Consider the following 13,438-nt stretch of genomic DNA (forward strand, 5'->3'; position numbering starts at 1 on the left):
ACGGCCCCGGCGGTGCGGCCATGACGAAGGGCACGCAGCCGTGAACTGGTTCACCGCTCCCGACTACTGGCTGAGCCGGCTGGTCCTCCAGCGGGCACTGGCCGCGCTGTACCTGGTCGCCTTCCTGACGGCGGCCCGGCAGTTCCGTGCCCTGCTGGGCGAGCGCGGCATGCTGCCGATCCCCCGCTTCGTGGCACTGGCCCCCTTCAAGCGGGCCCCGAGCCTGTTCCATCTGTACTACTCGGACCGCTTCTTCGCGGGCTGCGCCTGGGCGGGCTGCGCGGTGTCGGCGGCCCTGCTCGCCGGGGCGGACTCCCTGCTGCCGCTGTGGGCCGGGATCCTGCTGTGGCTGGTGCCGTGGGCGCTGTATCTGTCGATCGTGAACGTGGGCCAGACCTGGTACGCGTTCGGCTGGGAGTCGCTGCTGCTGGAGACGGGTTTCCTGGCCGCGTTCCTCGGCAACGACCAGGTCGCGCCGCCGGTCGTGGTGCTGTTCCTGCTGCGCTGGATCCTGTTCCGGGTGGAGTTCGGCGCCGGTCTGATCAAGCTGCGCGGCGACGCGTGCTGGCGCAAGCTGACCTGCCTGTACTACCACCACGAGACCCAGCCCATGCCGGGCCCGCTGAGCTGGTTCTTCCACCATCTGCCCAAGCCGCTGCACCGCGTCGAGGTCGCCGCGAACCACGTCACGCAACTCGTCGTGCCGGTCCTGCTGTTCACCCCGCAGCCGATCGCCTCGGCCGCCGCCGCGCTGATGATCGCCACCCAGCTGTGGCTGGTGCTGTCCGGCAACTTCTCCTGGCTGAACTGGATCACCATCGTGCTGGCCCTGTCGGCGCTCCGGATCCCCGGCTCCGCACCGTCCGTACCGCACACACCCCTCGGGTACGAGATCGTGGTGCTCGCGCTCGCCGCGCTGCTGCTGTACCTGAGCTACCGCCCGGTGACGAACATGATCTCCCGGCGCCAAATCATGAACCGCTCCTTCGACCCGCTGCACCTGGTGAACACCTACGGCGCGTTCGGCAGCGTCAGCCGGGTCCGCTACGAGGTGGTGGTCGAGGGCACGCTGGACGACATGCCGCGCGAGGACTCGGACTGGCGGGAGTACGAGTTCCGGGGCAAGCCCGGGGACACCCGGCACTGGCCGCGCCAGTTCGCGCCGTACCACCTGCGGCTGGACTGGCTGATGTGGTTCGCGGCGCTGTCCCCCGCCTATGCCGGTGAGTGGTTCGGCGGTCTGGTGGAGCGGCTGCTGGAGAACGACCGCGACACGCTACGCCTCCTGCGCCGCTCCCCCTTCCCGCCGGACACGCCGCCCCGCTATGTCCGGGCCCGCCTCTTCCTCTACCGCTACACCACCTGGCGCGAACTGCGGGAGACGGGGGCGTGCTGGGAGCGGACGTACGTGCGCGAGTATCTCCCGCCGACGCGGCTGGCAGAGGTGGCTCAGAGGTCGTAGACGCGGGTGGCGGTGGTCTCCAGGATGCGGGTGCGATCGGCCGGGCCGATCAACTGGACGGTCGCGTCGAGGACTTCCCCGTACGTTCCGGCGGTCGTGCACACCGGCCAGTCCGAGCCGAACATCAGGCGGTCCGGCCCGAAGGCGTCCAGGACGGTCTCGGCGTACGGGCGCAGGTCGGCGACGGTCCAGGAGGCGGGGTCGGCCTCCGTGACCATGCCGGAGAGTTTGCAGACGGTGTTGGGCAGGGCGGCGAGGGAGCGCAGGTCGGTGGCCCAGGGTTCGAGGGCCCCGGATGCGATCGGGGGCTTGCCCAAGTGGTCGAGGACGAAGGTCAGTTGAGGCAGGGACGCGGCCACCTCGGCGCAGGCGGGGAGCTGGTGCGGTAGGATGACGAGGTCGTAGACGAGGCCGGCGTCCGCGATCGCCCTCAGGCCCCTCAGGACGTCCAGGCGCAGCAGCCACCGCGGGTCGGGCTCGCCCTGCACCTGGTGCCGGATGCCCTTCAGGTGGGTGCCGCCCGGGAGTTCGCGCAGCCGGGACAGTTCCTCGGCGATGCCGGGGCGCGTCAGGTCGGTCCAGCCGACGACGCCGGCGACGAGGTCGTGCGCGTCGGCCAGGGCCAGGAACTCCGGGGTCTCCTCGGGCACGGTGACCGTCTGGACGAGGACGGTGCGGGTGACTCCGGCCGCGCGCGCCTCGGGTTCGAGGTCGGCGAGGCCGAAGTCGCGCCTGAGCGGGCTGTGGTGCGGGATCCAGTCCTGGTCCCGCACCGAGAGGTCCCACACGTGGTGGTGGGCGTCGACGGTCACGGCAGCTCCCGGACGACGGGCAGTGCGGCGTCGGCGCCTTCGCCGGAGTAGTCGTGCACGACGTCGAGCAGCTCGGCCATGCGGGCCTGCCAGGCCACGTTCACCGGAAGGTGTTCCAGTTCGGCGAGCAGGCGGGCGTAGTCCGCGCACTCCAGCAGATGGAACAGGTCAGTACCTCCCCCACGCTCGGCTTCGCTCGCGCGGGGGGACCCCCATCGCCAGATCGTCCAGGAGGTGACACCGGCGGCCCGGATGGCATCGGTGAGTTCCGTCGGGACCTCCCGGTGGGCGGCCTCGTAGTCGGCGATCCGGTCGCCACGGACCTTGGTGTGCAGGGCGACTCTCATGACGGACCCTCCTCGGTGCGCAGGAGGCCTGACTCCCGCAGCTCCTGCCAGAATTCCACCGGGACGCGGGCCGCGAACTGGTCGGCACAGTCGTGGACTTCGGCTGCGGAACGGGGTCCGGTCAGCACGCAGGCGACGGCCGGGTGGGCGGCGGAGAAGGCCAGTGCGGCGGCGCGCAGGGTGGTGCCGTGCCGTTCGGCGACCGTCTTCATCCGCACGGCCCGCGCAAGCAACTCATCGGGGGCCTGGCCGTAGTTGTACGTCGCATCGGGTCTCGGGTCGGCCAGCAGACCCGAGTTGAAGACCCCGCCGAGGACCACCGACACCCCGCGCTCGGCGGCCAGCGGCAGCAGTGCGGTGGCGGCGCTCCGGTCGAGCAGGGTGTACCGGCCCGCGCACAGAACCACGTCCACGTCGGTGTCGCGGACGAACCGGGTGAGCATCTCCGTCTGGTTCATGCCCGCGCCGATCGCGCCCACCACGCCCTCGCCGCGCAGCTTCTCCAGGGCCGGATAGCCCTCCTGGAAGGCCTGTTCGGCGTGGTCGTCGGGGTCGTGCAGATACACGATGTCGACGCGGTCCAGGCCGAGCCGGGTGAGGCTGGCCTCCAGGGAGCGGCGGACGCCGTCGGCGCTGAAGTCCCACACGCGCCGGTGGGTCGCGGGTACGGCGAAGCCGTGCGCCAGGTCGTCGCCGGTGCCGTCGGCGTCGTCGGCGGGTTCGAGGCGGCGGCCGGCCTTGGTGGAGACCGTGTAGGCGGCGCGGTCGTGATCCCGCAGGGCCGCGCCGAGCCGGCGTTCGGACAGGCCGAGGCCGTAGTGCGGGGCGGTGTCGAAGTAGCGGATGCCGCGCTGCCAGGCGGCGGCCACGGTGTCGTGCGCCTGCCGGTCGTCCAGCGCGGTGTAGAGGTTGCCGATCGAGGCGGCGCCGAAGCCGAGGGGGGTGACCTCGACGCCGCTGCGGCCGAGCCGTCTCACCGGCCCGCCGGGCGCAGCCTCAGCCCCTGCATGCCGCCGTCGACGGCGAGCGCGGTGCCGGTGGTGGCACCGGAGAAGGGCCCGGCCAAGTAGGCGATGGCACCGGCGACTTCGGCGGTCGAGACGAGGCGGCCGGTGGGCTGGCGGGCCTGAAGGGCGGCGCGTTCGGCGGCCGGGTCGGGGGCCGCGTCCAGCAGCCGGCCGACCCACGGGGTGTCCACCGTACCGGGGTTGACGCAGTTGACGCGGATGCCCTCGCGGACATGGTCGGCGGCCATGGCGAGGGTCAGGGAGTACACGGCGCCCTTGCTGGCGCTGTACAGGGCGCGGCTGGGCAGTCCGGCGGTGGCCGCGATGGAGCAGGTGTTGACGATCGCCGCGCGCCCGGAGCGGCGCAGATACGGCAGGGCGGCGCGGGCGGTGCGGACCATGCCGAGGACGTTGACGTCGAAGACGTGCCGCCACTCGGTGTCGTCGTTGTCCTCGACCGTGCCCTGGGCGCCGATGCCGGCGTTGTTGACCAGGATGTCCAGCCCGCCGAGGTCGTCGGCGGCGCGCTCGACCGCCGTCCGTACCGAGGCGTCGTCGGTGACGTCGGCCCGGTACGCCAGGAGCGGCTTGTCGACGCCGGCGGTGTCCCGGTCGAGGACGGCGACCTGGGCGCCGCGGGCGGCGAGGAGGTCGGCGGTGGCCCGGCCGATACCGGAGGCGCCGCCGGTGACCAGGGCCTTCAGGCCGGCGAACTCGCTCATGCGGCCTCTCCCTTCTGGGTGTCGGGGTCGGCGGCCCAGTAGGTGCCGCCGGGGAAGGTGTAGCGCGCGACGGACTCCGGGCGCAGGGCGGCACAGAAGCCGGGCTCGGTGGGCGCGGTGTAGTGGCCGGCGCGGATGACGACCGGGGTGACGAAGTGTTCGTGGAGGTGGTCGACGTATTCGATGACCCGGTCCTCGGTGGTGCCGGAGACCGCCATGTAGTCGAACATCGAGAGGTGTTGGACGAGCTCGCACAGGCCGACCCCGCCGGCGTGCGGGCAGACCGGGACGCCGAACTTGGCGGCGAGCAGCAGGACGGCGAGGTTCTCGTTGACGCCGGCGACGCGGGCGGCGTCGATCTGGACGATGTCGAGGGCACCCGCCTGGAGCATCTGCTTGAACATGATGCGGTTGTGGACGTGTTCGCCGGCGGCGACCTTCACCGGGGCCACCGCGCGGCGGATCGCGGCGTGCCCGAGGACGTCGTCGGGGCTGGTGGGCTCCTCGATCCAGTACGGGCCGAACTCGGCGAGGGCCCGGGTCCAGCGGATCGCCTCGTCCACGCTCCAGCGCTGGTTGGCGTCGACGGCGAGGCGGATGTCCGGTCCGATCACGGCGCGGGCGACCCGGCATCGCCGGATGTCGTCGTCGAGGTCGGCGCCGACCTTCAGCTTGATCTGCGTGAAGCCGTCGGCGACGGCCTGCGCGGCGAGCCGGCCGAGCTTGTCGTCGTCGTAGCCGAGCCAGCCCGGGGAGGTGGTGTAGGCGGGGAAGCCGCGCTCCAGCAGCCGCGCCCGGCGCCCCTCGGCACCCTCCTTGCCCCGCCTGAGCAGGTCGAGGGCCTCCTCGGGGGTGAGGGCATCGGTGAGGTACCGGAAGTCGATCTGCGCGAGCAGCCACTCCGGGTCGGCGTCGGCGAGCAGCTGCCACAGCGGCTTGCCGGCCCGGCGGGCGGCGAGGTCCCAGACGGCGTTGACGACGGCCCCGATCGCCATGTGCATCACGCCCTTCTCGGGGCCGAGCCAGCGCAGTTGGCTGTCACCGATCAGGTCCCGGAAGAGCACGCCGGGGTCGGCGCACAGCTCCGCCACGTCACGGCCGAGCACATGGTCGCACAGCGCGTCGATCGCGGCGACCTGGACGTCGTTGCCCCGCCCGATGGTGAAGACGAATCCGTGTCCCTCCAGCCCGTCGGCGGCGTCGGTGCGCAGCACCACGTAGGCCGCCGAGTAGTCGGGGTCCGGGTTCATCGCGTCGGAGCCGTCGAGCTCGCGCGAGGTGGGGAAACGGATGTCGTGGGTGTCGACCGCGGTGATGCGGGCGGGGGGCTGGGACACTGAAGTCCTTTCCGTCAGGGGGCGGTTGGTGGCTGGGGTCAGTCCTGGGCGCGGCCCGTCGTCACGCGGGCGATCATGAGCGCGACGAGGATGATGCCGCCGTAGATGGCCTGGATCCAGAACGACGGGACCTGGGCGAGGGTGAGCAGGTTCTGTACGACGCCCAGCAGCAGGACGCCGGTCAGGGCACCGGACATCGTGCCCTTGCCGCCGTCCAGGCTGATGCCGCCGATCACCGCGGCGGCGAACACGGTGAAGATCATGTTCTGGCCCTGGTTGGCACTGATCGCGCCGACGTACCCGGTCTGCAGCAGGCCGCCGATCGAGGCGAGGACACCGGCGACGACGTACACGCCGAGCATCACCCGGTCCACCCGGACCCCGGCCGCACGGGCGGCGTCCGCGTTGCCGCCGATCGCGTACAGGGCGCGGCCGGTGCGGTGGTACTTCAGGAGGAACCCGGTGACGGTGAAGGCGACGGCGGCGAGCCACACGGACATCGGGACGTTGAGGAAGGTGGTGGTGGCCAGGGAGGAGAAGCTGTCGGGCATGCCGAACAGGGTCTTGCCCTTGGTGGCGCCGACGAGCAGGCCGCGCAGCACGATGAGCATCGCGAGGGTGACGATGAAGGCGTTGAGCCGGAACTTCACGACGAGCACGCCGTTGAAGGCGCCGATGGCCGCGCCGACCAGGGGAATCGCGAGCAGGGAGAGGGCGGCGGGGAGTTCGGTGCCCCAGCCGGACTGGCTCGCGGGCAGCACCAGCAGGGCGCCGACGGCCGGTGCGATGCCGACGACCGACTCCAGGGACAGGTCGAACTTGCCGGTGATCAGGACGAGGGACTCGGCGAGCACGACCATCGCGAGCGCGGCGGAGGCACCGATGACGGAGATCAGGTTCCGCTCGGTGAGGAAGGAGTCGTTGACCAGGGCGCCGAGCACCAGAAGCAGCAACAGGGCGGGAACGAGGGCGAGTTCGCGGGCGCGGCGGAGCAGGACGGCTCTGGCCGGCCGCGCGTCCGGGGTCTTCGGGGGCGCGAGCTGTGCGGCCGCCCGGGTCTCAGCCATGGTCAACTCCTTCGATGGAGGCGATCAGCTCGTGGTCGTGCCAGCCGGCCGGGTGCTCGGCGACGACACGGCCGTGGAAGAGGACGAGGACGCGGTCGCAGCGGCGCAGGTCGTCGAGTTCGTCGGAGACGACGAGCACGGCGGTGCCGTCGTCGCGGGCGCTGTCCATGCGGGCGAGCAGGGACTCCTTGGACTTCACGTCGACGCCGGCGGTGGGGTTGATCAGGACCAGCAGCCGGGGGCCGGAGGCGAGGGCGCGGGCCATGACGACCTTCTGCGCGTTGCCGCCGGACAGGTCGGACACGGGCTGGTCGGGGCCTTCGGCGTGGATGTCGAGCCGGTCGATCAGGTCGGCGGCGAACCGGCGCCGCCGGTCGGTGCCGACGAAGCCGGCCCGGCCGAGCCGGTCCAGCACGCTGAGCGTGGCGTTGTCGCCGATGCTCATGCCGGACACCAGTCCCTGCTCGTGCCGGTCGCGCGGCACACAGCCGACCCCGGCCCGCAGCGCGGCCCGCACATCGCCGAACGGAAGCCGTTCGCCGTCCAGTCGGGCGGTGCCGCCGGTCGGAGTGTGCAGTCCGGCGAAGGACTCGGCGAGTTCGGTCTTGCCGCTGCCGCTGGACCCGGCGAGTCCGACGACCTCGCCGCGCCGGACGGTGAGGTCGACGTTCTCGTACGCCGGTGAGGTGAGCCCGCGCGCCGCCAGCAGCACGGCGGCGCCGTCATCGAACTGCCGTGCTCCTACGGCCTGTTCGGCGACGGTCTCTCCCGCCATGGCCTCCACCAGGGCCGCCTTGGGCAGGCCGGCGACCGGGGCGGTGGTGATCCAGCGGGCGTCGCGCAGCACGGTGACGGCCTGGCAGACCTCGTAGACCTCCTGGAGGTGGTGCGAGATGAACAGGAAGGTGACGCCGGATTCCTGCAGGGAGCGCATGCGGGTGAAGAGCCGCTCGATCTCCCGGTTGTCGAGCTGGGCGGTGGGTTCGTCCAGCACGATGAACCGGGCGCCGAGGCTCAACGCCCCTGCGATCTCCACCATCTGGCGGTCCTCGACCCGGAGGTCGGCGGTGCGCGCCTCGGGATCGACGTGCACGTCCCAGGTGCCGAGCAGTTCGGCGGCGTCCCGGCGCAGCCGGCGCCAGCTGATGAGACCGCGGCCGGTGGGCTGCCGGTTGAGGAACAGGTTCTCGGCGACGGTCAGCTCCGGGACGACCGTCGGTTTCTGGTAGACGCAGGCGACCTTGCGGCGCCAGGCGTCCCGGTCGGCCGGCGGGGGCGCGGGCTCGCCGTCGAAGCGGACCGTGCCCTCGTCCGGGGCCTGGAGTCCGGTGAGGATGTCGACCAGGGTGGACTTGCCGGCACCGTTGCGGCCGACCAGGGCGTGGGACTCGCCCGCGTGGACGGTGAGCCGGCCGTCGGCGAGGGCGACGGTGGGGCCGTACCGTTTGACGATGCCTTCGGCTTCAACGAGCGGTGTACTCATTTGACCGTGTTGCCCCACAGCTTGGGGTCGTCGACGTCGGCCTTGGTGACCAGGGGTGCGGGCAGCTGGTCCTCCAGGATGCCGCTGGGCAGCTTGACGATCGTGGAGCCGTGGTCGGTCGGACCGGGCCGGAACGTCTTCCCGGCCATCGCGGCCTTGATGTAGTACAGGCCGTACTGGGCGTAGGCGTCGGCGGGCTGGGAGACCGTGGCGTCGATCTCGCCCTTGCGGATGGCGTCGAACTCCTGCGGGATGCCGTCGTTGGAGACGATGGTGATGTGGCCCTGCTGCCCGGCGGGCTTGAGCATGTTCTTGGACTTCAGGGTCTGCAGGGTCGGCGCGAGGTAGACGCCGCCGGCCTGGAGGTAGATGCCCTTGATGTCGGGGTTGGCGCCCAGCAGGGTGTCGAGCTTGGCGGCGGCGGTGTCGGACTCCCACTTGGCGGGGATCTCCAGCACCTTCAGCTTCGGGTACTTCTTCGTCACACAGGACCGGAAGGCCTCGGAGCGGTCGCGGCCGTTGACCGAGGCGAGGTCGCCCATGATCTGCACGACCTTGCCGCTGCCGACGTGCTGTCCGAGGTAGTCGCAGGCCTTCTCGCCGTACGCCACGTTGTCGGCGCGCACCACCATGGCGACCTTGCCCTTGTCGGGCGCGACGTCCACGGCGACCACGGGAACGCCCTTGCGCTCGGCCTGGTCGAGCCCCGCCTGGATGGCGGCGCTGTCCAGCGGGGCGACCACCAGTCCCTTGACGTCCTGGGTGAGTTCGTTGTCGATATCGGTGATCTGCTGCGAGGGGTCGCTGTTGGAGTTGACCGTCTTCAGCACCTCGACGCCCTCGGACTTCGCCATCTTGGGCACGTAGTCGTTGTACGACTGCCAGAACGGCGAGGTCAGCAGCGGCAGGATCACACCCACCTTGCCGGTGCCGCCGCCCCCCGCGCTCGCGGTGTCCTTGGTGCTGCCGCAGGCGGCGAGCATGAGCGAGGCGCCGGCGGCCAGAGCCACCGCGCCGATGATCCGTGACCTGCTGCGCTTCCACACTGTGCTGGCGGGCATCTCGCGGCTCCTCGTCGAGGGTGGTGTCGAGGGTGTGGTCCGATGGTTTTCGAGCAGACGCGGCATACTTATCAGACCAATAAGGCGAGACAACACCCTCGTGCAGCGAAATTCCCGCCCAGCGCGGCGTAGTGGTCGGACCACTACGCCGTTTAGACTGCGTCGCACCGGGTGACTGGAGGAGTGGCGTGGACGAGGCAGCACCGCAGAAGGGCACGGTGACCCAGCGCGCCATCGAGCAGATCAAGGCGATGATCGCCGAGGGCCGGCTGGAGCCGGGCCAGCGACTGCCCACCGAGCGGGATCTCGCGGTCCAGCTCGGCATCTCGCGCAGCTCGATGCGGGAGGCGATCCGCGCGCTAACGGTACTGGGCGTCCTGGAGGCCCGGCACGGATCCGGCATCTACGTCACCGCACTGGAGGCCGGCGACCTGCTGGAGACCTTCGGGGTGGTCGCGGATCTGTCCCGGGGACCACGGCTGGTGGAGCTGCTGGAAGTACGGCGGATCCTGGAGTCCACGGCTGTGGCGCTGGCCGCCGCGCGGATCACCGACAGTCAACTCGCCACCGTGGAGAAGCACTTGGCCGCGATGAACGCCTCCGACGACCCCGAGGAGATCCTCGCCCACGATCTCGCCTTCCACCGGGAGATCGCCGCCGCTGCGGGCAACGAGACCATGGCGGCGATCTTGGAGGGGCTGTCGTCGCGCACCTTCCGGGCCCGGGTGTGGCGGGGGTATCAGGAGGAGGGGGCGTTCGCGCGTACCCGCCGCGAACACGCCGCCATCCACCGGGCTCTGGCCGCCCGGGATCCGGAGGCTGCACGAGCGGCGGCAGCAGCCCATGTCGGCGAGGTGGAGGAGTGGCTGCGGGCACAGCTCGGGCAGCGGAGCAAGGGCGAACAGGCCGGCGAGTAGGCGATGGCACGACCGCATCGCGCGCCTTCCGGAGGTCACGCCAGACCGTGGCGCGGCGGCGGCTGGGCCATGGCCTCATGCGCACGGGCCCGAAGAGGCGGGGGTGCCACTGGTCGTGCCGGTACCCGACGAGGAGCGGCCGCGGATACTCGGCCTGCTGCCGGGGGACCTGCGAGAGCGCGCCGCCGGCGGCCTCTCGACGTAGCGCCGCCGAACCGGCACAGTTCTCCGTGCACCTTGCCTGATACCAGCGAGTAACTAGGAGTGCCCGTGGGGAACTGGGCCGGCCGGACCGCCGCAGAGATCGCCGCCGCCGTACGCGCCAAGGAGGTCACGCCCCGGGAGGTGGTGGCGGAGCACCTCGCGCGGATCGAGCGGCTCGACGGGCGGGTCGGGGCGTTCCGGAAGGTGCGGGCCGAGGCGGCGCTCGCCGAGGCCGACGAGCTGGCCTCGCGCGCCGACCTGGCCGAACTGCCGCTCGCGGGTGTGCCGTTGGCCGTGAAGGACAACCTGGCGGTGCGCGGCGAGGCGCATCGCGACGGCTCGGCCGCCACGCCCGGCACCCCGGCCGACGCGGACCATGTCACGGTGGCCCGGCTGCGGGCGGCCGGTGCGGTGGTCGTGGGGCTGACGAACGTGCCCGAGCTGTGTGTCTTCGGCACCACGGAGGGTGTGTACGGCACGACCCGCAATCCGTGGGACCTCTCCCGTACGGCGGGCGGCTCCTCCGGCGGCAGCGCGGCCGCCGTGGCCGCGGGGCTGGTGCCGCTCGCGCTCGGCAACGACGGCATGGGCTCGCTGCGCATCCCGGCGGCGAACTGCGGTCTGGTCACACTGAAGCCCGGACACGGGGTGGTGCCGGCCGGGATCGGCCACGGCGACTGGTTCGGCATGGCGGAGAACGGCCCGCTCGCCACCACGGTCGAGGATCTGCGGCTGATGCTGGACGTGCTCGCCGGCAGCGCGCTCCCCCGGACGTCGGAGCCCGTGTCGCTGCGGATCGCCGTGGCCCTGCGCAGCCCGCTGGCCGGGATCAGCGTGAGCAGGCCGTATACGACCGCGGTCCGGGAGGCGGCCGGGGTGCTGGCGCGGGGCGGGCACCAGGTGCGGCGGGCCGAGCCGCCGTATCCCCTCTCCCTGGGCGTGACCGCGCTGCGGCACTGGACGGCGGGGACGGCTGTGGACGCCGAGGGCCTGGACCCGGCCCGGCTGGCCCGGCGGACCCGCGTGCACGCGGCGCTGGGCCGGCGTTCCGTCGGCTCGGTGCGGACCGGCGACGCCCGCGAGCGGCTTCGCGCGCACCTGACGCCCTTCTTCACCGAGCACGACGTCCTGCTCACCCCGGCCCTGGCCCGCCGCTCCCCCGCGGCCGGCCCGTGGCACGAGCGCGGCTGGCTGCGCAACATCCTCGCCAACACCGCGTACTCCCCGTTCACCCCGCCGTGGAACCTGACGGGCTGGCCCGCGATGTCGGTCCCCGTCGGCACCCTGCCCTCGGGCGCCCCCTGCGCCGTACAGCTCGTCGGACGGCCGGGCTCGGAGGATGTCCTGCTGGGGCTGGCGGAGGAGCTGGAGAAGCGGCGGCCCTGGCAGCGGACGGCACCGATGACCGGTGCCGGCTCCTGAACCTGTCTACTCCAGGGACCGGTGCATGATGTGCAGCCCCACCCGGCCGTGCCGGGGGTGGTCGTACGCCTGCGGGACCGTGCCCAGGATCGTGAAGCCGAGGGAGGTCCACAGGGCGACGGCGGGATTGGTCTCGACCACGGCGTTGAAGACCATCGCGCGGTAGCCGTGCGCCCTGGCCTCGGCCAGGACGTGTTCGGCGAGGGCGCGGCCGACGCCCTGGCCGGTGCAGTCGGGGTCGACCATGAAGCCGGCATTGGCCACGCGGGCGGCGGGGCCGCCGTAGTTGGAGGTGAGGTAGGCCGAGCCGACCACGTCTCCCGCGGGGTTCTCGGCGACATACACGCGCTTGGCCGGGCTCATCCACAGGGCGCGGGCGTCGTCCTCGCTCGTTTCCGGGTCCCAGGCGTAGGTCTCGGCGGCGGCGACGATCCGGTGCCAGAAAGGCCAGATCCGCGGCCAGTCGGCGGCCGCGGCTTCTCTGATCAGCATGGGCGTGAGTCTGCCAGGCCGGCCCCGGCAGCCACGCCCACGCGTACGGCGATCGCGAACGGATCCGCCCGGCTCAGTCGACGCTGGGCAGGATGTGCGGCTCGGCGAGGTCGTCCTCGTAGCCCGCGAGACGGATGGGCGCCGACCGGGCCCACACGTCGAGGCTGCCGAGCTCGCCGGGCCGTCGGCCCCCGCGCTCCGTCTGTTCCTCGGGGCGTTGCTCGCGATTCGTCTTCTCCGGTGTCACCGCGCACTCCTTATGTGTCGGGTCACCCTCGGGGACCTGCCGGACAGCATGTGCTCCGGTGCTGGACGCCCGCTCGGGTCTGGATGGAAGGCCAGTTCGGACGCGGTGGCGCCGGTACGTACGGACGTCGGGTGTGGGTGGGACCCAGTACTGCTGTCCGTTCCTTACAGGGTAACCAAATGAGCGGAGGTCCGCTCGATAGGGAGTGCAAACAAGCTGTAACTCCTATGAGTCATGCGGCACCTCAATGACCCTCAATATGCCGCTATATGCCATAACGCGCATCACTCGCCCCACACCGCGATTCACCCGGTTGGTCTACTGGGCGACGCGGCACGGTTCAGGTGCTGTTGGCCGAGCGGCAAGCTCGCCCTGATCTGCTGGTGGCGGACAACGGCTGTCTCGCGGAAGGACTGACGCATGGAGCTGCGCAGCGTCGAGGAGCTGATGGATCTGCTGTACGCCGGCCGGCATCAGGACGCGCTGCGGACCGCGGCGCTGCTGCGCCGCAGCCGTCCCGCCGACAAGGAGCTCCAGGTGGCGGGGCTGGTGCACGGGATCGGGCCGGTACTGCGCCCGGGTGACGAGGCGGGCCGGGCCCGCAGCGCGGCCGAGGCGGTGCGTCCGCTGCTCGGGGAGCGGGTGTTCCGGCTGGTACGCGGGGACGGCTCGCCCGCCGACGACGATCTGCTGCGGCTGCGCCAGGCCGCCGAGGAGGGCCGGACCGCGGCCTTCGACGCCGGTGTGCTGGAGGACTGGCGCACCGTCCTGGAACTCCTCGCGGCCCGGCACGCGAGGCTCGGCGCCGTGGACTGAGGGCTTGCACACCCCTGTCTTCTGACGGTCCGTCATGAGACG

14 protein-coding genes are annotated in these 13,438 nt (G+C 71.9%); 4 read left to right on the forward strand and 10 right to left on the reverse strand.

Going from position 1 to position 13,438, the window contains the following annotated elements; translation table 11 throughout:
- The first annotated feature begins 40 nt into the window (after positions 1-40).
- Positions 41-1,462: a lipase maturation factor family protein gene (locus O1G22_RS06100; RefSeq protein ID WP_270080359.1), complete on the forward strand. Its 1,422-nt coding sequence runs from the start codon at positions 41-43 to the stop codon at positions 1,460-1,462.
- On the opposite strand, the gene O1G22_RS06105 is transcribed toward O1G22_RS06100, so the two are convergent.
- Genes O1G22_RS06105 through O1G22_RS06140 form a run of 8 tightly spaced genes read right to left on the reverse strand, consistent with a single transcriptional unit; the run spans position 1,450 to position 9,298 of the window.
- Positions 1,450-2,274, reverse strand: coding sequence for an amidohydrolase family protein (locus tag O1G22_RS06105; RefSeq protein ID WP_270080360.1), 825 nt, complete (start codon positions 2,272-2,274; stop codon positions 1,450-1,452). The genes O1G22_RS06100 and O1G22_RS06105 overlap by 13 nt on opposite strands.
- A complete protein-coding gene (locus tag O1G22_RS06110) occupies positions 2,271-2,621 on the reverse strand; it encodes an L-rhamnose mutarotase (protein ID WP_270080361.1) in 351 nt (116 codons plus the stop codon). The genes O1G22_RS06105 and O1G22_RS06110 overlap by 4 nt, the downstream gene beginning before the upstream one ends.
- Complete coding sequence (locus tag O1G22_RS06115; RefSeq protein WP_270080362.1) at positions 2,618-3,598, reverse strand: aldo/keto reductase; 981 nt, start codon at positions 3,596-3,598, stop codon at positions 2,618-2,620. The genes O1G22_RS06110 and O1G22_RS06115 overlap by 4 nt, the downstream gene beginning before the upstream one ends.
- The gene (locus tag O1G22_RS06120; RefSeq protein ID WP_270080363.1) at positions 3,595-4,350 is read right to left on the reverse strand and encodes an SDR family NAD(P)-dependent oxidoreductase; all 756 of its coding nucleotides are present in this window, start codon (positions 4,348-4,350) and stop codon (positions 3,595-3,597) included. The genes O1G22_RS06115 and O1G22_RS06120 overlap by 4 nt, the downstream gene beginning before the upstream one ends.
- Positions 4,347-5,687, reverse strand: a complete 1,341-nt coding sequence (locus O1G22_RS06125; RefSeq protein ID WP_270080364.1) for an L-fuconate dehydratase — start codon at positions 5,685-5,687, stop codon at positions 4,347-4,349. The genes O1G22_RS06120 and O1G22_RS06125 overlap by 4 nt, the downstream gene beginning before the upstream one ends.
- Positions 5,688-5,725: 38 nt before the next feature.
- Entirely contained in the window at positions 5,726-6,754 is a 1,029-nt protein-coding gene (locus tag O1G22_RS06130; protein ID WP_270080365.1) for an ABC transporter permease, read from the reverse strand.
- Positions 6,747-8,237 carry a sugar ABC transporter ATP-binding protein gene (locus O1G22_RS06135; RefSeq protein WP_270080366.1) on the reverse strand — a complete coding sequence of 497 codons (1,491 nt, stop codon included), beginning with the start codon at positions 8,235-8,237 and terminating at the stop codon, positions 6,747-6,749. The genes O1G22_RS06130 and O1G22_RS06135 overlap by 8 nt, the downstream gene beginning before the upstream one ends.
- Positions 8,234-9,298: a sugar ABC transporter substrate-binding protein gene (locus tag O1G22_RS06140; protein ID WP_270080367.1), complete on the reverse strand. Its 1,065-nt coding sequence runs from the start codon at positions 9,296-9,298 to the stop codon at positions 8,234-8,236. The genes O1G22_RS06135 and O1G22_RS06140 overlap by 4 nt, the downstream gene beginning before the upstream one ends.
- A 188-nt stretch (positions 9,299-9,486) precedes the next feature.
- Here O1G22_RS06140 and O1G22_RS06145 point away from each other — a divergent pair, with 188 nt between their 5' ends.
- Both O1G22_RS06145 and O1G22_RS06150 read left to right on the forward strand, forming a co-directional pair.
- Entirely contained in the window at positions 9,487-10,215 is a 729-nt protein-coding gene (locus O1G22_RS06145) for a FadR/GntR family transcriptional regulator (protein ID WP_270080368.1), read from the forward strand.
- Between the two features lie 270 nt (positions 10,216-10,485).
- Positions 10,486-11,841, forward strand: a complete 1,356-nt coding sequence (locus O1G22_RS06150) for an amidase (protein ID WP_270080369.1) — start codon at positions 10,486-10,488, stop codon at positions 11,839-11,841.
- 6 nt (positions 11,842-11,847) lie between these two features.
- On the opposite strand, the gene O1G22_RS06155 is transcribed toward O1G22_RS06150, so the two are convergent.
- Together O1G22_RS06155 and O1G22_RS06160 are read right to left on the reverse strand one after the other, a co-directional pair.
- Positions 11,848-12,333: a GNAT family N-acetyltransferase gene (locus O1G22_RS06155; protein WP_270080370.1), complete on the reverse strand. Its 486-nt coding sequence runs from the start codon at positions 12,331-12,333 to the stop codon at positions 11,848-11,850.
- A gap of 73 nt (positions 12,334-12,406) precedes the next feature.
- The gene (locus O1G22_RS06160; RefSeq protein ID WP_270080371.1) at positions 12,407-12,580 is read right to left on the reverse strand and encodes a hypothetical protein; all 174 of its coding nucleotides are present in this window, start codon (positions 12,578-12,580) and stop codon (positions 12,407-12,409) included.
- Positions 12,581-13,000: 420 nt separating this feature from the next.
- Between O1G22_RS06160 and O1G22_RS06165 the strand changes: the two genes are divergently transcribed.
- Positions 13,001-13,396: a hypothetical protein gene (locus O1G22_RS06165; RefSeq protein WP_270080372.1), complete on the forward strand. Its 396-nt coding sequence runs from the start codon at positions 13,001-13,003 to the stop codon at positions 13,394-13,396.
- Positions 13,397-13,438: the final 42 nt, after the last annotated feature.

Source organism: Streptomyces camelliae (genome assembly GCF_027625935.1).
Classification (GTDB): Bacteria; Actinomycetota; Actinomycetes; order Streptomycetales; family Streptomycetaceae; genus Streptomyces; species Streptomyces camelliae.